At 38.6% G+C, this 19,305-nt stretch carries 19 protein-coding genes, 1 tRNA gene and 1 riboswitch; of the genes, 9 read left to right on the forward strand and 11 right to left on the reverse strand.

The window, feature by feature from the left end; all coding sequences use genetic code 11:
* Positions 1 to 41 precede the first annotated feature (41 nt).
* Positions 42 to 1,169, forward strand: coding sequence for a trypsin-like serine protease (locus ACE1CA_RS28805; RefSeq protein ID WP_413275834.1), 1,128 nt, complete (start codon positions 42 to 44; stop codon positions 1,167 to 1,169).
* A 114-nt stretch (positions 1,170 to 1,283) separates the two neighbouring features.
* Positions 1,284 to 1,730, forward strand: a complete 447-nt coding sequence (locus ACE1CA_RS28810; protein WP_413275835.1) for a DUF29 domain-containing protein — start codon at positions 1,284 to 1,286, stop codon at positions 1,728 to 1,730.
* 8 nt (positions 1,731 to 1,738) lie between these two features.
* On the opposite strand, the gene ACE1CA_RS28815 is transcribed toward ACE1CA_RS28810, so the two are convergent.
* Complete coding sequence (locus ACE1CA_RS28815; RefSeq protein WP_413275836.1) at positions 1,739 to 3,208, reverse strand: hemolysin family protein; 1,470 nt, start codon at positions 3,206 to 3,208, stop codon at positions 1,739 to 1,741.
* Positions 3,209 to 3,276: 68 nt separating this feature from the next.
* Entirely contained in the window at positions 3,277 to 3,996 is a 720-nt protein-coding gene (locus ACE1CA_RS28820; protein WP_413275837.1) for a hypothetical protein, read from the reverse strand.
* 155 nt (positions 3,997 to 4,151) lie between these two features.
* Between ACE1CA_RS28820 and ACE1CA_RS28825 the strand changes: the two genes are divergently transcribed.
* Positions 4,152 to 4,224 (forward strand) — tRNA-Ile (locus ACE1CA_RS28825).
* 76 nt (positions 4,225 to 4,300) lie between these two features.
* On the opposite strand, the gene ACE1CA_RS28830 is transcribed toward ACE1CA_RS28825, so the two are convergent.
* Positions 4,301 to 4,783: a hypothetical protein gene (locus tag ACE1CA_RS28830; protein ID WP_413275838.1), complete on the reverse strand. Its 483-nt coding sequence runs from the start codon at positions 4,781 to 4,783 to the stop codon at positions 4,301 to 4,303.
* A gap of 82 nt (positions 4,784 to 4,865) precedes the next feature.
* On the opposite strand from ACE1CA_RS28830, the gene pyrE reads away from it, so the two are divergent.
* Positions 4,866 to 5,459 carry an orotate phosphoribosyltransferase gene (gene pyrE / locus ACE1CA_RS28835; protein ID WP_413275839.1) on the forward strand — a complete coding sequence of 198 codons (594 nt, stop codon included), beginning with the start codon at positions 4,866 to 4,868 and terminating at the stop codon, positions 5,457 to 5,459.
* 215 nt (positions 5,460 to 5,674) lie between these two features.
* On the opposite strand, the gene ACE1CA_RS28840 is transcribed toward pyrE, so the two are convergent.
* The 6 genes from ACE1CA_RS28840 to ACE1CA_RS28865 form a co-directional block, all read right to left on the reverse strand.
* Positions 5,675 to 7,525, reverse strand: a complete 1,851-nt coding sequence (locus tag ACE1CA_RS28840) for a hypothetical protein (protein ID WP_413275840.1) — start codon at positions 7,523 to 7,525, stop codon at positions 5,675 to 5,677.
* A gap of 36 nt (positions 7,526 to 7,561) precedes the next feature.
* Positions 7,562 to 8,683: a restriction endonuclease gene (locus tag ACE1CA_RS28845; protein ID WP_413275841.1), complete on the reverse strand. Its 1,122-nt coding sequence runs from the start codon at positions 8,681 to 8,683 to the stop codon at positions 7,562 to 7,564.
* A 62-nt stretch (positions 8,684 to 8,745) separates the two neighbouring features.
* Entirely contained in the window at positions 8,746 to 10,131 is a 1,386-nt protein-coding gene (thiC, locus tag ACE1CA_RS28850) for a phosphomethylpyrimidine synthase (protein WP_413275842.1), read from the reverse strand.
* A 7-nt stretch (positions 10,132 to 10,138) separates the two neighbouring features.
* Positions 10,139 to 10,232, reverse strand: a riboswitch (TPP riboswitch).
* Positions 10,233 to 10,322: 90 nt separating this feature from the next.
* On the reverse strand, positions 10,323 to 10,769 hold the full coding sequence (locus ACE1CA_RS28855; protein ID WP_413275843.1) for a hypothetical protein: 447 nt from the start codon (positions 10,767 to 10,769) through the stop codon (positions 10,323 to 10,325).
* A gap of 2 nt (positions 10,770 to 10,771) precedes the next feature.
* Positions 10,772 to 11,248, reverse strand: a complete 477-nt coding sequence (locus ACE1CA_RS28860) for a DUF2726 domain-containing protein (RefSeq protein ID WP_413275844.1) — start codon at positions 11,246 to 11,248, stop codon at positions 10,772 to 10,774.
* Entirely contained in the window at positions 11,248 to 12,012 is a 765-nt protein-coding gene (locus ACE1CA_RS28865) for a hypothetical protein (protein WP_459563549.1), read from the reverse strand. The genes ACE1CA_RS28860 and ACE1CA_RS28865 overlap by 1 nt, the downstream gene beginning before the upstream one ends.
* Before the next feature lie 39 nt (positions 12,013 to 12,051).
* Between ACE1CA_RS28865 and ACE1CA_RS28870 the strand changes: the two genes are divergently transcribed.
* From ACE1CA_RS28870 to ygfZ, 5 genes are all read left to right on the forward strand, one after another.
* On the forward strand, positions 12,052 to 12,663 hold the full coding sequence (locus ACE1CA_RS28870) for a GNAT family N-acetyltransferase (protein WP_413275846.1): 612 nt from the start codon (positions 12,052 to 12,054) through the stop codon (positions 12,661 to 12,663).
* A gap of 393 nt (positions 12,664 to 13,056) precedes the next feature.
* On the forward strand, positions 13,057 to 14,169 hold the full coding sequence (locus tag ACE1CA_RS28875; RefSeq protein ID WP_486517970.1) for an IS630 family transposase: 1,113 nt from the start codon (positions 13,057 to 13,059) through the stop codon (positions 14,167 to 14,169).
* Positions 14,170 to 15,582, forward strand: coding sequence for a GGDEF domain-containing response regulator (locus ACE1CA_RS28880; RefSeq protein ID WP_413280896.1), 1,413 nt, complete (start codon positions 14,170 to 14,172; stop codon positions 15,580 to 15,582).
* 62 nt (positions 15,583 to 15,644) lie between these two features.
* A complete protein-coding gene (locus ACE1CA_RS28885) occupies positions 15,645 to 16,028 on the forward strand; it encodes a hypothetical protein (RefSeq protein WP_413280897.1) in 384 nt (127 codons plus the stop codon).
* Positions 16,029 to 16,057: 29 nt separating this feature from the next.
* A complete protein-coding gene (ygfZ, locus tag ACE1CA_RS28890) occupies positions 16,058 to 17,101 on the forward strand; it encodes a CAF17-like 4Fe-4S cluster assembly/insertion protein YgfZ (RefSeq protein WP_459563705.1) in 1,044 nt (347 codons plus the stop codon).
* An 85-nt stretch (positions 17,102 to 17,186) separates the two neighbouring features.
* Here ygfZ and ACE1CA_RS28895 read toward each other — a convergent pair whose 3' ends face one another.
* Both ACE1CA_RS28895 and ACE1CA_RS28900 read right to left on the reverse strand, forming a co-directional pair.
* On the reverse strand, positions 17,187 to 18,194 hold the full coding sequence (locus tag ACE1CA_RS28895; protein WP_413280898.1) for an NAD(P)-dependent alcohol dehydrogenase: 1,008 nt from the start codon (positions 18,192 to 18,194) through the stop codon (positions 17,187 to 17,189).
* Positions 18,195 to 18,316: 122 nt separating this feature from the next.
* Complete coding sequence (locus ACE1CA_RS28900) at positions 18,317 to 19,291, reverse strand: cysteine synthase A (protein WP_413280899.1); 975 nt, start codon at positions 19,289 to 19,291, stop codon at positions 18,317 to 18,319.
* Positions 19,292 to 19,305 lie beyond the last annotated feature (14 nt).

The raw sequence follows: 19,305 nt of genomic DNA on the forward strand, positions 1-19,305 counted from the left end.
ATAAATAAGTCAAAAAACAAAGGAATAAGAGACTATTAACTATGAAGATTAATCATTTGTTTGCTTCTACTGCGACAGCTTTAATGGCAACAGTTAGTGTAGGTTTTGTCGCTGAAGCTGGTACTATTCGGCACGATCGATCGGACTCACTCTACAGAAATTTAGCCGCTGGTTTCCCCAGCGTTGGCTACCTTAGCGCTCGCAACTCTGCTGGCGGATGGGGGTGTTCGGGAACATTAATTGCTCGGAACTATGTTCTCACTGCGGCTCACTGCGTTGAAAACTCAAATGTCTTCATGAATCAAGGGACTTTTTTGCTTGGTAATCAAAGATACAGCGTTAATGGAGTTGCCGCAAATAGCAATTGGTTTAGTAGTGGAGGTAATTTAGGATTAGGCGTTGACTTAGCCATATTAAGTTTGAGCAGCAGCGTGTGGAACGTCAATCCAGCAATGCTTTACACTAGCCGTGATGAAGACCTCAAAGTTGGTACTTACGTAGGTTTCGGCGCAACCGGAACAGGCGACACTGGATATATTCGCTCCGATAGTGTGAAACGGGCAGGTCAAAACATAATGGGAGTAGGAACTCGTTTGGGTTGGAGCGATCGCTTACTTGTTTCCGACTTTGACGATCCCCGCTTGGCTCGATCGTCCGATCCTCTTAGTCAACCCCTTAACTTAGAATATCAATTGGGTCCCGGAGATAGCGGCGGTGGAATGTTCATCGATGGTCGAGTTGCTGGGGTTCATTCCTTTATCAGTTCTACCGATGGCGCTACGAATGCAGACTACGGCGATACTTCAGCTTCGGTTCGCGTGTCATCCTCAGCTAATTGGATTCGCAGTGCAGCTAATTACCTTGCTCAGTTGCTAGGACGTTCTAATCCAACAATTGCTAGTAGTTCTGGTACAACTTCATCGGGTGCAGGTTGGAATCAGCAAGCAGACTCTCCGTTACTTGATGATGATAACTGGTTCGACGATAGCATCTCTGTAGAAAGCTTCATTCTTGATGAGTTAGAACTCGCTGATTTTGGCTCAGGACTTGTTTTTGACGGTGAAAATTTGCGCGAACCTCAAAGCGTTCCAGAACCAGGAATGGTTGTTGGACTATTAGCCTTAGTTGGTTTGGGTTGGCGTTCTCGCAAGCAAAGTAAAGCAGCTTAGACAGTCAATCAGAATTAGGTTGGGTGGAAAAAACCCAACCTACCAAATTTACCCCAGTCCTCAGTTCTTCAAGTAAATTATTATTAGTAAGTAGCCGTTAACTAAAGATTTAAGATGGAGATAAGTTCTACTTCTGACCTTTATGAAAGAGATTTTTATGCTTGGACTCAACAACAAGTTAATTTGCTCAAAACGCAGCAGTGGAATAGGGTAGACACATTTAATTTAATTGAGGAAATTGAAAGTTTGGGTAGGAAAGAGTGCCAAGAATTAAGAAATAGATTAGGCGTATTATTGGGGCATTTACTCAAGTGGCAATTTCAACCAGAAAAGCGGAGCAATAGTTGGTTAGGTACTATTCGCGAACAACGGATTCAAATTAAATTACTTTTGCAGGATAGCCCCAGTTTAAAACCATATTTAAGCCAGTGTTTTCTAGATGCTTACGAACTCGGTTTAGCTTTAGCAATTAAAGAAACTCAGTTAGATGAACAGTCTTTTCCCGAAGTTTGTCTTTATACTCCAGAACAAGCGATGAATGCTGAATTTTTTCCTGATTAGCTGTTAATTTAATCTGAAATCAAGTCAGAGTCAGAACTAGTGTTGCTTGTTGTTGAATCTTTGGTTTTACTTACAGTATTTATTTCGCTGCTATCTTCCATCAAATTTGAAGTTGAGTCGAGGCGACGAATGCGAATTTGATGTAATCTTGGCCCTTCAGCAGATATTACGGTAAATTCCAATTTTTTATAGATTAAACTTTCTCCAACTTGGGGAATTTTTTGGGCTTCGTAAAGTAAAAAACCTGCTAAGGTTTGGTATTCATTTGTTAATGGTAAATTCAAATCTAACAGGTCGTTAAGTTCTTCTAAATTAATTTGTGCTTGGACTAAGAAAGTTTGTTCATCTAAACTTTGGATGAGTAATTCTTCGGGGTTTTCTGGTTCGTTAGTGTCACCGATTATTTCGGCAATTAGATCGTTAATTGTGACTAATCCGGCAGTTCCGCCAAATTCATCAACTACCATTACCATTGGCAGGTGCGATCGCTGCATCATCGGCAACAATTGACTTAATGGCGTGTATTCGGGAACGAATCTTACTGGATGAATCCAAGGTTGAATGGGAGTCTCTAAATTAAGATTTCCTTGGGCTAAAGGTTCAGCTAATTCAATAAAGTCAATAATTCCCCGAATATCATCTAAAGATTCTCCCATGACTGGGTAACGGGAGTGACCGCTGGCAGCGATTTCATAAAGTAAGGTTTGGAAGGTAGCGTTACTGGGAATAGCGGCAATACTAATTCGCGGAATCATTACTTCTTCTGCGGTAATATCGCCAAATTCAAAGACGTTTCTTAACAGTTCTCTTTGTTCGGCTTCTAATCCTGTTGATTCTGTAGAAGTAGTGATAATTTGTTGTAATTCTTCTGGGGTAACTGGGGTGCGCCAACCTTGTCCAGTGTAACGAATTCCGACAATTCTTAATAAAAAGCGAGTGGATTGATTTAAAATCCAAATGAAGGGGTTAAAAAAGCGGGCGATCGCTAAACTTGGCCGCCCTAAAAATCTAGCTAATTGTTCAGAATAAAGTAAGGCAACTGATTTTGGACACAACTCGCCTAACACTATTTGTAAATAAGCAATCAGGAAAAAAGCTAAGGGAATGGCTAAAGTATGAGCCATCATTTGATTGAGCGATCGGGGTAATGGTAAGCGAGTCAAAAAACTAGCGACTAAAATCGCCATTGTATTTTCGCCAATCCAACCCAAAGCTAAACTAGAAAGGGTAATTCCCAGTTGAGTAGTTGACAGTAACCGATCGATACTGCGTTGCAAATCTTGTACAGTTTTTGCCGGAATATCGCCTGAGTTAACTAATTGGTTGATGCGCGATCGACGCACCGAAACCATAGAAAACTCAGCAGTAACAAAAAAAGCATTGATTGCAATTAGTAACAACACTGACAAAATCCGAAATCCCACATCCGACCAAGTAAGAGCTATGGGAACTTGATTACTCAATCCCTGATAGGTCACTAACAAAACCACAGCAGTGGCAAACATTATAAGGAAAAAGTACTATTACTAAGAAAAAGATTTTTTAATTAATTACTAGGTTTGGCAATGGGAATACCAGCAGCTTGCAGACGAACTTTTTGCTCGGGATAATCCGTTAACGTCAAAGAAAGTTGCTCGGCATTTTCCAGCACCGAATTTGGAATATTTACTGTCCCAGCGAACGCCTGACTATTAGCAGGTATTTCTCCTGGCAAACCTTCTACATTAGCACTTAAAGGTCTTCCCCAGTTATCAGTAACATCTAAAAAACTGTAAACAAACTTTACTGGTTGAGAGCTTTCATTCTTCAAGCTAACATCTAACAGTAAAAACCCCTCTTTCTTGTGTATTGAGCGAATTTCCAAGACTACACCTTTATCTTTGGTGGTAATGGGAAAACCGGGCTGAGTTGGCGGTTTCTGAGCAGCTTCAGCTTTGGCAACCAAATTCTCATTAATATTACTGTCTGCTTCTTTCTTTTCCGGTTTAGCTTGCTTGTCTTTCTCCTGTAACCGAACTTTCACAGTCTTAATGATATCGGCTTCTTTAAGAAAAATCAGGGGTTTCGAGGCCAACTGGGAATCCTTTTGGTTCTTTTTGGCTGTTGGGCGAGCATCTGGTTGGCTGACACCTTTGAGAGCTTCCCTACCTAAAGCGAATCCCCAAATTCCACTCAAAAAGCCCCCGGCAAGCATCAGTGCTAACAAAGTAATTGTCAGGACTGCTGTTGGGTTCAATCTTCTCATAGAGGTTATATTTTTCGCCATTTTGCTTCCACTAACGCTCAATTATACTCAGCCAGCTCTAAAGCTTGTCGAATTTACCCGATCGATTATACAATTAAAGAGCTTATAGCTGGGATAAACTTGAAGTGGTATTATATTATTCTGTTTGCAGTTAGTACCGCTTGTCAGTAAAATTCCGGCAGTTGGCCGAGCGGATTAGGCAGCGAACTCATAATTCGCCTCAGGCAGGTTCGACTCCTGCACTGCCGATTTCACAGGAAAAAATTAGTCCTATCTGTGTTGACAATTAGGACTAAAACCTTACTAGAAAATCGGTTTAAAAATTTTACTGAAGGGGTAATTCTTCGATGTAAAGTTCAACTCCGGGAACTTGGTTTGGGTTAACAATGAAAGTATTGCCAAGTTGCAATAAAGAGGTGTTGTAAGGGTTGGGTAAATTTCTAGTACGCAATATAGGGCCACTAGTATTTTGCAATCTCAAGGCTTCTACGTAAAGGTTGTGAACTGCGCGTGCGTCTTTGGCAATTTCAACATCTGGGTAGTTGCCTTGAAGCAAGTTGGAACCGAAGCCAAAAATGAAGTAAAGTTGTCTGGGGAAGACTTGATTTTGATAAACTGGTTTATCGTGGCTGTAAAAAGCACGGTTCATTGCTTCATCCAGAGTGTATCCTGTTAAGGGAAAAGGAGCGACACAATCTAAGCCATTGGTGCAGTATACTTCTGGTTGTGCTTTGGCAGTCGTGGTAAGTAAGCAGGTAGCAGTACTCAGCGTTAATGCTGCTATCAAATTGCTAAGGCGCATGACCATAATTTCACCCTCACTTTTTTCCAAATATTAACCTATCTTTCAGTCTAAGATCGTTGTTGACCGATTTAGTTTAATTACTGTAATGACTAGTGGAATTAAAGCTTCATCTGATTTAACGAGTTTACGGCAGGAACTCCTAGATTTATTTTGTCAGTTGGCTTATCAATCTGGGGATTTTGTGCTTTCTTCTGGGCAGAAGAGTTCTTATTATATTAATGGTAAACAGGTGACTTTGCATCCGCAAGGGGGTTTGGCGATCGGGCGTTTACTTCTAGCAATGTTACCGGAAGATACGCAAGCTGTGGCTGGATTAACTTTGGGTGCCGATCCGATCGTATCAGCTGTAAGCGTAATTTCTGCTTTGGAAAATCGCCCCATTCCCGCTTTAATTGTCAGAAAAGAAGCTAAAGGTCATGGAACAAAAGCTTATGTTGAAGGGCCAAATTTACCCGATGGTGCAAAAGTGGTAGTTTTGGAAGATGTGGTGACTACTGGACAGTCTGCAATGAAGGCGGTGGAAAGATTGCGCCTAGCTGGTTACACTGTGGAAGAAGTGATTTCTTTGGTGGATAGAAAGCAGGGTGGTGAAGAGTTTTATCAGTCTGTTGGGTTGAAGTTTTCGGCAGTTTTTGGGATTGAGGAAATTCAAAGTCGTGCTAAGGAATTAGAGGGTTAGTTATTGGTCAATGGTTGTTAGTATTAGATTTGTGGTGAGAGTTGGCGATCGTTTTTTTGAACGCAGATGAATGCAGATGAACGCAGATGAACGCAGATGTTCTTCTAGATTTTTGGTGGGGTGCTAATGACTAATGACCAATGACTGATGACTAAACTAGTTACAATGTTTTGATTGAGGTATACAACTGGTGCCTATTTACAAGAACGCAGTAACTAAACTTTATTTACTTCTGTATTTAAATAGCTATCAATCACAGCCATAATGTTAACACCTCTCAATTTTATATAACCATCCAAATATTCTGGGCCTTCGGTTAATGCAGGTGAATTTGGTGAATAAGTTGGAAGCCAAAATTCACTTTTTATAGAACATTTTTTAACAAGACTATTAGAGCTATCCAAATGGTTTTGAAGTAGATATTCGTAAACAAATTGCTTTCTTACATTCTTTACCTTAATTTTTTCTAAATTTTCAGAATCTTTGTAATAAGCGAAATTATCATATTTAATATCTATTATATGAAAGCATGAATTTTCGACAAATTGTCTAAATTCCTCCTCTCGAGACTCTGACAATAGAGAGCTTTTAAACACATTTGATAATTTGCTAAATTTTCTGCCTACATCTACATCTTTAGAAGAATTTTCTAATTGCTCAATAAATTTTTTAAAATCATTTTCCGAAGTTACTCCCTTTGCTAAAGCAACCCAGAATATATGGTTAAAGCTACGCATCATTTGTATTTCCTCAATCAACAATGGATAATTTAAAGGCCAATAAGAAGAAAACTTTTCGGGTAATCTAGTTATAGCAATGCTTATAGAATTTTCACTAGTTTTAAGTCTTTTTGGAAATACATCAAAAGTATGCCTATCTTTGGGCTGGTTTTCGTAAGCAATCTTTAACCAATTATTCTTTAATTTTTGGCAGCTAAACTTGGTATAATAAGCATAATCATCATTCCATGAATCGTCTTTTGTTATAATGTGGCTTTTCAGATCTTTTTCAATCAATTGTAAATTAAAGTTAGAGTAATTCAATGAAATGATAACTGCGTCAGGGTAAAGCCTACGATTTTCTTGTTTCACTTGCATTAGAAAAACATTTTCTAAATTAAGAATATTATCCTCCTTTTTGAAATAATTTTTATATTTAATAAACTTATTATCTACATATAAAATAAGATTAGAAATATGGGTATTACATAAGTAATTTAAGCACATCGATTCCCAAACGCTATGGAAGTTACTGATTCCCCAAATTAGTCCTTTCTTAGAATAATTTAAATCTCCAAATAAGAAAGCTTCGATAGCATCATAGAAATACCAATAATCAGGCTCTTTTATAGGAGTATAATTGTCAATAACTTCAAGTGCGTCTTTTAAATCATTCATTACTTGTTCATAGGTTAATTCATTAAATAAAGTTGATTCAGAACCAATATATTTTTGTCTAAATTGTTCAGCTAAAGCTCTTACTTCAGAACTTACCTCTTGTTCTAATTGGTGTTTAATTTCAACCAATATGTAACAATACATATTGATTATATCAGTTACTTCAAAACGTACCTCTTTCCGAGGCAAAACCATCGAATCCACATAAACAGCACCGTTTTCCAAAAAAATACCTTTATGTAAAAAGTGGTGGAGTTTGCTATAATCTAATTTTTCTGTCTTACCTAGTCGAGAAACAAGGGCTAAAATTTTTAATTCATCATAAGCATCGAGTATTTTTTCCAGTGCGTCAAGCTTAGAAAAATTAATTTCTTGCTTGTTTTCACCATCAATTTCTGCACCTTCTTCTTCTTGAATGATCCCGTCGCGATCGCTAGCTTTAATTTCTTGAAAAGAATGTCCCTTTTCCAATAATGTTTGCTTGAATATATCCAGCACTCTGTACAATTTAAAAAATAAATCTCGCTTGAAATTAAAAGTATCGATTGAGGGATCATCTTGAGAGAAACCTTTTGGAACATGAAAAATTAATTGGGAATTTTTGTTCTCTATTCCTACAAAAGAATACTTTTCATTTGTCCTGACTTGCAATTTCCCAAAATTTATCATTTTTATCCCTCAATTGTAGCTTGCAAGCGAAATAAATTAAGCTTTCCACTTTTCATTATAAATACCAGTTACAAAATCTTCTGCCAATGCCACAAAGTCAGAAAAAGTAATCAATTCAATACTTTTGCTTTTGCCACAGGCTTTCTTTAAAAGTTCTGCTAACGGCTTCCTGTCTCGCGGAAATACGCTGTCCCATAAATAGAACATCAATTTATTCTTAATAGCTTCTTCTTCAATCTTGTTATTGTCTGGCTTCAAAAACCACCAGCCAATCTGTTTATCCTCTATTCTCCGTATTGTCTGATGATTAGACTTAATAAATTCATTTAAATTTTTAACAAATTCAGACCACTTGTATTCAGTATTTTCAATTAGTACTTCCTTTATTTCTTTTGGGACTTCACCAGAAAAATTCTCTCCGGGAACTTCTATATATTCCCAATCCCAGCGACGCTTAAATGCACTATCAAGATAATAAATGGATTCGTCAGAGGTATTGATGGTAGCAATAATTGAAAGGTTGTTTGGAATAGCAATCTTATTTTGGCTAAAATAATTTAATACCCGCAAGCCATCTTCATCCTTACCTTCTAACTCTTGCTTTTTTGAGTCGTAAAACTTCTCAAAATTACTGCCTTCTACAATTATATTATCGGGAAAAATCTGCACTTTATATTGCATTGCTCGCCAAAGACCAAATATTTCAAGTTCAGACAAACTAACTGAATAACTAGACCAACCATCTTCATTACGATCGAGTAATTGAAAAACTGTGCCAAATATTGCAGCAGCATTGCCTCTATTTAATTCGTCAATAACCAAAAGAACATTTTCTTTAGTACCATCTATAAGCTTTCTATATGCCAATCCTAATGCCTGTAGAAAATGACCTTCATAAAACTTGTATATTACAGAACCATACCCATTAGTTTGTGGTAAAAGTTTGCCTATAAAGTCGGAATAAGTGTATTCTGGATGAAATACAGTTTTAATTATGTTTTCATCATTATCTATACCTAAATCATTTTTTGCAATTTCATTAACACGATAGCTTTTGCCTGTGCCTGGACTGCCAAAGAATATTTTTTGAATTGGTTTAGTGTTAAGATTTTCTTCATTAGTAGGTTGTTCTAGAGAGCTTGTTTCTGTTTCTACCATTTTAATTTCCATTTTTATCAATATATTTTTTAGGGTGGGCAAAAGCCCACCCTACTTTAATCTTAGATGCTAGGAACTGCTACAGATTCCTGATCTTTTGCCAAAAACTTCTCCAATTCTTCCAATGCTTCGGCATCAACTTTTGTTTGCATTGGGCAGAATTTTGGCCCACACATTGAGCAGAATTCAGCGGTTTTGTAGATGTCTGCTGGTAAGGTTTCGTCGTGATATTCTTTGGCCCGATCGGGATCTAATGACAACTCAAATTGACGATTCCAATCGAAATTATACCTGGCTTGGGAAAGTTCGTCATCGCGATCGCGTGCTCCCGGACGATGACGGGCAATATCCGCAGCATGGGCAGCAATTTTATATGCAATTAACCCATTTCTCACGTCTTCCGCATTCGGTAAACCTAAATGTTCTTTAGGCGTTACATAACACAACATTGCCGTACCATACCAACCTGCCATTGCTGCCCCGATCGCAGAAGTGATATGGTCATAACCAGGCGCAATATCTGTCACCAAAGGCCCTAAAACATAGAAAGGTGCTTCCGAACACTCTTCCATTTGTTTTTTCACATTAAACTCAATTTGATCCATCGGTACATGACCTGGCCCTTCGACCATTACTTGTACGTTATGTTCCCAAGCTTTGCGAGTTAATTTACCCAGAGTTTTTAATTCTGCAAGTTGGGCAGCATCGGAAGCATCATGAGTACAACCAGGGCGCAAAGAATCACCTAAACTAAAAGAAACGTCGTATTTCTTGAAGATTTCAATGATGTCTTGGTAGTGAGTGTAAAGCGGATTTTGCTTGTGATGATGCAACATCCATTTAGCAATAATTCCACCCCCACGAGACACAATTCCTGTTAGGCGAGATTTCACTAATGGCAAGTATTCAATTAAAATACCTGCGTGAATTGTCATGTAATCTACGCCTTGTTGAGCGTGCTTTTCAATCACATGAAGAAAGTCATCTGGGGTGAGATTTTCCATCTTGCCATAGACGCTTTCTAATGCTTGGTAAACTGGCACAGTACCAATGGGAACAGGCGATGCTTTAATAATAGCGGTGCGAATTTCATCTAAATTTCCGCCACCTGTGGATAAGTCCATTACGGTGTCAGCACCATATTTCACCGACAACTTCAGCTTATTGACTTCTTCATCAATATTAGAGGAATTGGGAGAAGCACCAATGTTGGCATTAACTTTGCACTTGGAGGCGATGCCAATACACATCGGCTCTAAGTTAGTGTGGTTAATGTTAGCAGGGATAATCATCCGTCCCCTGGCAACTTCATCCCGAATTAACTCAACTGGAAGATTTTCCCGTTGGGCGACGTAGTGCATTTCTTCGGTGATCACACCCTGGCGGGCGTAGTGCATTTGAGAGACGTTTGCTTCCCCACGCCGTTTGGCGACCCATTCTGTTCGCATATTTGATTCCTCAGATAAACAGCTTCCCTCCGCTGGTATTACCCAGACTCAGGTGCAAAGGGTTTGTTCTCAGCCCACAGTGGGCACCCCTAGCTTTGGTTGTTGATTGTAACACTTTGGATTGGTGGTGAGTTAGGGTATGTTAGGAAAATTTTATAAAATGTGTAGGAATGGAAATTGCTGTTTATTTGTTATGGTATCTGGCAGAATGTTACAACAACAGTATATTCATCTCGATCGCAGCTAATTTGAAAGTTTCGCTCAGGATAAAGTGATTTTAGGCGACTCGTCCACATTTGAGAGAGCGCATTTCCCAGATAATATAAATTATCGATGCCAACTTTCTCTGTACCTGGTAGCAAGTCATCAATATGCTGATGATTCATCACTTTTTCAATTGCTGTGATGTCATTACCAAGTTTAGCTTTCCATTGTTCGTAGATTTCTTTATTGAATGCTTGGGCTAAAAAGATGCCGCCTTCATGTTCGATAATATCAGGTAAAAATAGTTTGGTGAATGCGATCGCTATTTCTGCATTAGCAACTCCAAAAAGATAATCCCAAAGTGAGAATTCATCACCATTCGCTTGTTTCCATTGCTGGAAATCGATTAACTGTTCTGGATTTAATTTAATCATGATTACCAAGCTACTAATTCCATTTGATTTTCCGTAGGTAACTGGCAATATTTTCTAATTAGTAATTCGGCTTTTTCTCGCTCCTTTCCTGTGAATAAGTTGAAAATTGCCTGTTCATCTGGGGAGGAAAGATGTAATAAACCAAAATCTTTTATTCGTGAGTAAATTAGGGGAATTCTAGCGAGATGGAGTAAGGTGGCTTTTTTGCGATCGCGCTCCCTAGCCTCTGTGTTATCATGATATGAAGATTGAAACTCAAAAACTAAACAAGGTCTATAATCAAAGTCTGTTATTAAAGCATCTACATTGGAACTAAAGAAAAATTTTCTTAAGTCCCAGTCAATTGGGCTATCTATTGCACAGAATTGAGATAAACTAACCTGTGTGTGAATTTTGTAATCTGCTTCTACGCAAGTATGGAGAAACTCTAACATTCTTTCTTCGTATGGATTAACCAATCTTTTGAGTTTAATAGACATTACTTTTGCTCCATTAAAACTTTTGCAAATTGAATAATAAATTCTTCTAGAACTTCTTTAGAATTGATACATACTTGCCAAGCGTAAGGAAAAAGTTTATCCTCTCTGAGGGTTAAGTAACTATCAGTATTACTAATTAGTCCAAGTGGAGAGTCAGAGATGGCGTTTCTAAAATTAAAATTTCCTGCTATTTTTCCTTTTATTAAGTACCAAATTTCTGGATTCATCGAAGCAAAGAAAATGTCTTTTTTACTGGGAATAACCCAATATCTTCCTTTTTGAGAATCCCAAATCTCTCTTAATTGATCATCGTAAGGCCAATTTATGAGGTTTAACAAATTTGGGTCTAATATTTCTTTAAGCGCAGAAATACATAATCCCTCTTTGCGCTGCGCTAAAACAAGTTGATAACGTTTATCTCCTTTTGCTGGATTTTTAAGACGATAGCCTATGTATTGAGATGTCCTTTTTTCCTCAAACTTCTCATAAAAACCCATTTGAGTCAGCAAACTAATAGCCAAAGATAGCAAATCTTCGCCACCTTGAATTACTTGGATATTCGTAGAAACTAAACGGGGAACGCCGTTTTCTACCTCAAAACGTTGGATGACATCGTAAATAATCTTGGACATTGGCTGATTCCAAAAACCTTGGCTAAGATTCTTGGATATAGCATAACCGTTATTTTGGAGTTTGCCAAGAGTCTTAGCTAAGATTTTTAGATTTTGTTGAAGAGACAACCCCCAAAGAGGCAGTAAAATCATCAAACGCTATACTCTATCTGTAAAACAGGGAGATGCACCATGACAGACAACGAAATTATTCGTCTTCAAGCGCCGCAAATTCTAGCAGCAAGCGAAGTACTGGCAAAAGCATTCGAGAATGACCCAATTTTTGGTTACATCTTCCCGAAAGAAGATCTAACAAGAATGGGTAAAATGAAGCAGTTATTTCTTGTTTCATTAAGCTACAGTCAGCCTTTTGATTCAATTTATACAACTGATGCTTTAAAAGGTGTGGCAATTTGGATACCCCCAGGAAAATATCCTATGGGCTTGTGGCAAACTGTTCAGTTAGCTTTAACTTTGCCATTTAAACTTGGTTGGGGAGGAATGGGGCGGGGAATTCCGCTATTTAACAAAATAGAGGAATGTCATCAAGAATGTATGTCAGAGCCTCACTGGTACTTAAATGTACTGGGTGTTGACCCCGCTTATCAAGGTCAAGGTGTGGGTGGAAAGCTCATCGAACCGATACTCAAACAAGCAGATGGGGAAAATTTGCCTTGTTACTTGGAAACTGATAGCGAAAAAAATGTCAACTTTTACCAGAAGCGGGGTTTTCAGGTGGTTAAGACTTCTGATTTGCCTGGAAACCTGCGCCTTTGGGCGATGCGGAGAGAACCACAGGGTTAATGCTTCAAATCTCGGTCTTCTGTCACAAGTAGGAAAGAGCCAATAATTGTGACCTTTCTCACAAGCGAAAAAGCTTTTCCCTCACTATGTAACAAAGGTTTCTAGCACGTTATTTATACCTAATTGTCACAAGAGCTGAATTTGGCTAATCACTTGAGCCACTAGCTAAAAAAGGAATACTGTTAAGCGTCATCGATTTCGTACTAACAGATACCTAAATGGCTAGTAAATTCTCCATGTCACAAACTGGATTCACCACTCAAATAAACGCATCTGCCAAACCTGGGTTGATTTTTCTCATCGGAAATAATGCTAATAATTTTGATTTGTTAAGCTGTTAATCATTTAAATAGGGTAAAATGGAAAAGTCAACCGAGCAAAATGAGTCAGGGAATGCCAGCAAAGAATCATCTGAGTTTAGAACAAGTAGAGAAGCTACAAAAAGCCCTAAAAGATGAAGAAAATGGAAACATTAGAGAAAGAATTCTGATGTTACTGTTGCTAAATGATGGAAAAACTCAAGGTAAAATAGCGGAATTTCTGGGCTGTTCAATAAATAAAGTATCTTATTGGTGCGTACATGGAGATCCAGATAATCTGGAAAGCCTAGTGGATGAAAGGATGAAGGGGAATCATCAAAAAGCCACAGATAAATATAGAGAAATATTATTAGAGACAGTAGATAAAGAACCCAAAGAATTAGGATACGAATTTGGCAGATGGACAGCAGAAAGATTAGCAACATATTTAGCAGAAACGACAGGAATAAAATTAAGTGGGTCGCAAGTTAGGAGAATATTAGAGAAAAAAAAGTTCGTTTACCTCTGGGCGAAGTACAGCTTAGAGGGAAAGCGAGAGCCGGAAAAAAGAAAAGAATTTAAAAAGAAGATAACCGAATATTTAAAAATAGAAAAAGATAACCCAGAACGTTTACAAGTATGGTTTTGGGACGAAAGCGGTTTTAGTTTAAGCGTGATAAAAAGAAAGAATTGGTGTAAGAAAGGTAGCCGAAAAGAGGTGAGGGGAGAGCGAAGAAAGGGTCGGATTAATGTAATGGGAGGGCTGAGGTATTCCGACAAGAAAAGGTTTGTGGAGTTTCTGGATAAAAGCAATTCAGAAAGTTTTTATCAAGTGCTAAAACTGTTTTATCAAGAATTGATTGCTGAATGGGTAGCTGCTGGCAATGAAGCCGATGAATTTGCGGAAAAAGGAGCCAAAATAGTGATAATTCTAGATAATGCTAGTTTCCACAAAAAAGCTGAATATCTCCAGAAAATTGCTGCCGAAATGCCCAATATTCATTTAGAGTTTCTCCCCAAATATAGCCCGGATTATAACTTAATTGAATTAGTTTGGCATTCAGCAAAAGAATTTATTGCTAATCGACTATTTAAATCAATCGAAGAATTAGAATATTTATTGCATCAACTTTTAAATGAAGGACAGTTAATTATTAAATGGGAGCGAAAACTTAAAAATAAAGGTAATGCTCTTATCCCTGTTTAAATGCTTAACAGCTTATCAAAGTTATTAACTGAATCTCGGTTTAATGTAGTGGTAGGAAAGAGTGTTGATTCGGCTATTTATCAAGCTGAATATGCCCGACCAAAATTAATGATTTTAGACATTACGGAATCAGAGTTTAATGGTGTAAAAGCTTGTCAATCTTTGAAAGAGGATAAAATTACTAAAGATATTCCTTTGGTTTTGCTTGCTGACATTGCCCATAAAGAGGAGAAAATTAAATGTTTAGAAATTGGTGCAGTTGATTATATCAATAAACCAATTCAACCGGAAGAAGTTTTAGTCAGAGTCAGAAATAATATAATTATTTGCCAGTTACAAAAACAAGTGCATGAACAGAATCTCCGCATCCAACATCAAATGGCTATTCAGAACTTAATTGGGATGATGCAAGAGCAAATTTGTCAGTCTGCTAAATTAGAGGAAATTCTCAACGATACTGTTAATGAACTCCGAGGAATTTTGCAAAATGAGCGTGTGTTTCTTTATCAATTGGAACAACACTCTATGCAGGCAACATCTTTGGATTTGATTAATTTAGAAACTAATTATAACTATTATCCTAGTAAAGGTTCTGATTATATCCCAAACTACCAAGAGACAAAAGCTGGTTATTTTCCCAGTTTAAATGAGTACCAAAATCCCTTATATCAAGTTGAAAATAAGTTTAATTTAATACTTCCGATTCGACAAGGAAGAAAAATTTGGGGATTCTTAATTGTCGAGAATGTTTCACAAAAATCTGAGGGGCAGGAATTAGAGGTAGAGTTACTTAAGCAATTGGTGAGACAGGTAGGAGTTACTATTCAACAAGCACAACTCTATGAGAGGTTACAAACAGTTAATGAAGAGTTACATCGTTTGGCAACTTTGGATAGTTTGACTCAATTAGCAAATCGCTATTGGTTTAATATGTACTTGAGCCAAGAATGGCAACATTTATTAATTGAAGAAACTCAAGGATTCAGGTTTAAAGGTAATCCAAATTGTTTATCTTTGATTATGTGTGATGTGGATTACTTTAAGCCTTATAATGATAGTTACGGTCATTTGGCTGGGGATTTTTGTTTACAGGAAGTGGCAAAAGCGATTCGAGAAACGGTGAATCGTCCTGCTGATTTGGTGGCGCGTTATGGTGGGGAAGAGTTTGCGGTGATTTTGCCCAATACAAGTGCAGAAACGGCGTTTGATATTGCGGAAAGGATTCGGACTAAGGTTAAATGTTTGCAAATTGCTCATAGTAATTCACCGATCGCGCAATATGTTACTCTCAGTTTAGGCGTGTCGAGCATTGTTCCTCATCGGGAGTCTTCGCCGGAAGAGTTGATTGCGACGGCTGATAGGGCGTTGTATCGGGCGAAGGAACAGGGGCGCGATCGCACTTATCTCTTATAGTGGTTACAATGCCCCTCTGGGGAGTGATAGTCTAGAGACTATTTCCATCAAAATCAATGCTAATGAAGCCGAAAATTACTAATATGGTGGCATGGCAGCAAGCTGAGTTGTTGATGCAGCCCGCTTATCTTCGTATTGTTGATAATCTTCGGAAACAGTTGGAACAGTCTGCTTGGAAGGGTACTTATGAGGAAGTACAAAACCCTTATCCAGGCTATCTACTGCGTTTACAACACAAGGAGCAGGAGTTTACTATAAATTTGTGGGAACTTTGCTTTCAAGTGTGTTTTCTGGAGTACCAGCCTACTCATTCGGAATTAGAAAGCCAAGATGTTCAAATTGATACTAGTTTAATTGATGAAACTGGGGATGTAGATTGGGAAAATTTGGAGGCGAAAACGCAACGGGTAATTGCAGAAATATTTACAAATTTACCAGTTAGTTAGTAAAATTTTTATCTGGGAGGTAGGTGAAGATGATGCAATTACGTGATGTTCAAGTAGAGGCTGGGGCGATTATTGTAGATGGAATAGTGGTTAGTTTTGGGAATGAGTTGGATGCTTTGCTGGCAGCTAGGGAAGGGGTGGCTTTGTGCGATCGCACGCATTGGGGTAGAATTCTAGTTAGCGATGAGGATCGATCGCGCTTTTTACACAATCAAACCACAAATGATTTGCAATCTCTTAAACCAGGCGCAGGTTGTGATACAGTTTTTGTTTCTTCTACAGCCAGAACTATTGATTTAGTAACTGCATATATTTTGGAAGATTCAGTGTTACTTTTAGTTTCGCCCAATCGTCGGGAATATTTGCTGCAATGGATGGATAAATACATCTTTTTTGCTGACAAGGTGAAACTAAAAGATATTACTAATGATACTGCTACTTTTAGTTTAATTGGGCCTGAGAGCGAGCAAATTGTTAAAAAATTGGGTGCAGAAGAGATTATTAATCAAGCTTATGGTAATCACCAGTTATTTAAGTTAGAAGATATTGAATTTCGAGTTGCTGTTGGCAGTGGTTTAGCAATTCCCGGATATACTTTAATTGTGGCTGCTGAATATGCAGCGAAGTTATGGAAAAAGTTAGTAGAATTAGGTGCAGTTCCTTTAGGCGAACAAGGTTGGGAACAGTTAAGAATTACCCAAGGAAGACCTATTCCAGACCAAGAATTAACAGATGATTATAATCCTTTAGAGGCGGGTTTGTGGCAAACAATCTCTTTCACTAAAGGATGTTATATTGGTCAGGAAACTATTGCCAGATTGAACACTTATAAAGGTGTGAAACAGCAACTTTGGGGGATTCGTTTAGCTGCGCCTGTAGAAGTTGGAAGTGCGATAAATTTAGAAGATGAAAAAGTCGGAAAACTGACGAGTTTTACCGAAACTGAGAAGGGTTATTTTGGGTTAGGTTATGTGCGAACAAAAGCTGGTGGAGAAGGGTTAAAAGTGCGAGTTGGGGAAGTCGAAGGTGAAGTTGTCGAAGTTCCGTTTTTGACTCGTGATTCTTCTCAATAGACTTTTATAAATGTATGTTGTTGCGCTTTAGCGCTGTTATTACAACTCAGAAGCGCTAAAGCGCAACAACGTACCTTTACCTTTTTTAGCTAACTTTGAGGACGGCGCGATAGCGAACTTTGTTATCGTGGACTTTCTGCATTGCTTCGTTTACTTGTTGCAAAGGGAAGGTTTCAATGATAGGCTTGATTCCGAAGCGATCGGCAACGGAAAGCATTTCCACAATCATCCCTCTTCCACCAATTGGAGAAGACATCACTCGACGGCGCTTCATCAGTAAAGGGAACAGCGGTATCGTCAAAGGTGCATCGGGAACCCCAACTAAAGTTAAAGTTCCGTCCGAATTGAGATATTCTATGTAAGCTGACCAATTTAATGATTGCGGAACTGTACTAATAATAATGTCAAGCAGGCGAGTTGGTGGTGGTGGCGACTCTCCGGGAGGAACGACAACTACATGATTAGCACCTAGTTGATGAGCGAATTCTGCTTTATCTTGAGAAGTAGTGAAAACGGTGACGCTATTGCCTAATTTACTAGCAAATTGCACCGCTAAATGTCCCAGTCCGCCAATGCCAATTACGCCAATTTCTTGACCGGAACTCATCCCAGCATAGCGCAAACCTGCATATACTGTAATCCCTCCGCAGAGTAATGGCCCTGCTGCTTCCGTTTCTATACCTTCAGGAATATGGAAAGCAAAGCGCGAGTCTACTTTTAGGTAATCAGCAAAACCGCCATATCCACTGACAATTAAACCTTGGTTTTGGTCGCAAAGATTTTCGTTACCTTTGAGACAATCGGGACATTGCAAGCAGGATGACATTTGCCATCCTACACCAACGCGATCGCCAATTTTCAAATGTCTCACTTGCGAACCTAACTCTACCACTTCCCCAATCACTTCATGTCCGGGAACTAACGGATAACGCGAGTTTCCCCAATCATTATCTATCATGTGAATGTCTGAGTGACAAATGCCGCAAGCTAATACTTTAATTAAACAGTCGTAGTCTTGCAATTCTCCAGAATCGAAGCTGTAATCTTTTAAGGGTTCGCCTGTTTGGTAAGATGCTAGTGCGTTAATTTTCATTTTTTAACCGCAGATGAACGCAGATTTTTATTGGGGTGTTTGCTGGGATGCGAAAATCTGGTTTTTTAAACGCAGATGAATGCAGATTAACGCAGATTAACGCAGATGTTTATCGGTAATCACTAATCTGGTGATAATCCTTTTGAGGCTAACCATTCTTGATTGTACAATCGAGATTGATAGCGGGAACCACCATCGCAGAGAATTGTTACTATTGTATGTCCGGGGCCTAATTTTTTGGCAATGGCGACAGCTGCGCCAACGTTAATGCCTACAGAACCTCCCATAAATAAACCGTCTTTTCGTAATAATTGATAAATTACTCGAATCGCTTCTCGATCGTCAACTCGAATCGCATCATCAATGGGTACACCTTCCATATTAGCAGTCACCCGACTATTACCAATTCCCTCTGTGATAGAACTTCCTTCGCTTTTAATTTCGCCAGTTTTGGCATAACTGTACAATCCACTACCCATTGGATCTGCCAAAATAGTTTTAACATTGGGATTTTGGTCTTTAAGAAACATCGACACTCCCGCATAAGTTCCACCCGTACCTGTGGCGCAAGTGAAAGCATCAATTTTTCCCTCTGTTTGCTCCCAAATTTCTTTTCCAGTAGTCTCGTAATGGGCAAGTCTATTCGCTAGATTATCAAATTGATTCGCCCAAATTGCGTTCTCCATTTCCGAGGCGATTCTGCCGGAAAGTCTAACATAATTGTTCGGGTCTTTGTAAGGTACGGCAGGAACGGGACGAACTTCTGCACCTAATGTCCGCAATGCGTCCATTTTCTCCTGAGATTGGGTGTCTGGGATAATAATCAGGCATTTGTAACCTTTGGCGTTGCAAATATGCGCTAGTCCAATACCTGTGTTTCCCGCAGTTCCTTCAACAACTGTACCCCCCGGTTTAAGTAAGCCTTTCTCTTCTGCTTCTTTAATAATATAAAGTGCGGCGCGGTCTTTCACGGAACCACCTGGATTGAGAAATTCTGCTTTTCCCAAGATTTCGCAACCTGTTTCTTCGCTGAAACTATTTAACCGAATTAGCGGTGTGTTGCCAACAGTACCGATAAACCCGTTTTTGATGTCCATTTTTAAATTTACCT

It is taken from the genome of Floridaenema evergladense BLCC-F167, assembly GCF_041929205.2.
GTDB lineage: Bacteria > Cyanobacteriota > Cyanobacteriia > Cyanobacteriales > Aerosakkonemataceae > Floridanema > Floridanema evergladense.

What these genes read in the sequence shown, in the direction of transcription:
- ACE1CA_RS28870 (WP_413275846.1), top strand. Translation starts at nt 12,052, where the DNA reads ATGACAGACAACGAAATTATTCGTCTTCAAGCGCCGCAAATTCTAGCA.
- ACE1CA_RS28865 (WP_459563549.1), bottom strand. Translation starts at nt 12,012, where the DNA reads ATGATTTTACTGCCTCTTTGGGGGTTGTCTCTTCAACAAAATCTAAAA.
- ACE1CA_RS28810 (WP_413275835.1), top strand. Translation starts at nt 1,284, where the DNA reads ATGGAGATAAGTTCTACTTCTGACCTTTATGAAAGAGATTTTTATGCT.
- ACE1CA_RS28885 (WP_413280897.1), top strand. Translation starts at nt 15,645, where the DNA reads ATGAAGCCGAAAATTACTAATATGGTGGCATGGCAGCAAGCTGAGTTG.
- ACE1CA_RS28820 (WP_413275837.1), bottom strand. Translation starts at nt 3,996, where the DNA reads ATGGCGAAAAATATAACCTCTATGAGAAGATTGAACCCAACAGCAGTC.
- ACE1CA_RS28855 (WP_413275843.1), bottom strand. Translation starts at nt 10,769, where the DNA reads ATGATTAAATTAAATCCAGAACAGTTAATCGATTTCCAGCAATGGAAA.
- thiC (WP_413275842.1), bottom strand. Translation starts at nt 10,131, where the DNA reads ATGCGAACAGAATGGGTCGCCAAACGGCGTGGGGAAGCAAACGTCTCT.
- ACE1CA_RS28900 (WP_413280899.1), bottom strand. Translation starts at nt 19,291, where the DNA reads ATGGACATCAAAAACGGGTTTATCGGTACTGTTGGCAACACACCGCTA.
- ACE1CA_RS28840 (WP_413275840.1), bottom strand. Translation starts at nt 7,525, where the DNA reads ATGATAAATTTTGGGAAATTGCAAGTCAGGACAAATGAAAAGTATTCT.
- ygfZ (WP_459563705.1), top strand. Translation starts at nt 16,058, where the DNA reads ATGATGCAATTACGTGATGTTCAAGTAGAGGCTGGGGCGATTATTGTA.
- ACE1CA_RS28860 (WP_413275844.1), bottom strand. Translation starts at nt 11,248, where the DNA reads ATGTCTATTAAACTCAAAAGATTGGTTAATCCATACGAAGAAAGAATG.
- ACE1CA_RS28875 (WP_486517970.1), top strand. Translation starts at nt 13,057, where the DNA reads ATGCCAGCAAAGAATCATCTGAGTTTAGAACAAGTAGAGAAGCTACAA.
- ACE1CA_RS28805 (WP_413275834.1), top strand. Translation starts at nt 42, where the DNA reads ATGAAGATTAATCATTTGTTTGCTTCTACTGCGACAGCTTTAATGGCA.
- ACE1CA_RS28895 (WP_413280898.1), bottom strand. Translation starts at nt 18,194, where the DNA reads ATGAAAATTAACGCACTAGCATCTTACCAAACAGGCGAACCCTTAAAA.
- ACE1CA_RS28880 (WP_413280896.1), top strand. Translation starts at nt 14,170, where the DNA reads ATGCTTAACAGCTTATCAAAGTTATTAACTGAATCTCGGTTTAATGTA.
- pyrE (WP_413275839.1), top strand. Translation starts at nt 4,866, where the DNA reads ATGACTAGTGGAATTAAAGCTTCATCTGATTTAACGAGTTTACGGCAG.
- ACE1CA_RS28830 (WP_413275838.1), bottom strand. Translation starts at nt 4,783, where the DNA reads ATGGTCATGCGCCTTAGCAATTTGATAGCAGCATTAACGCTGAGTACT.
- ACE1CA_RS28845 (WP_413275841.1), bottom strand. Translation starts at nt 8,683, where the DNA reads ATGGTAGAAACAGAAACAAGCTCTCTAGAACAACCTACTAATGAAGAA.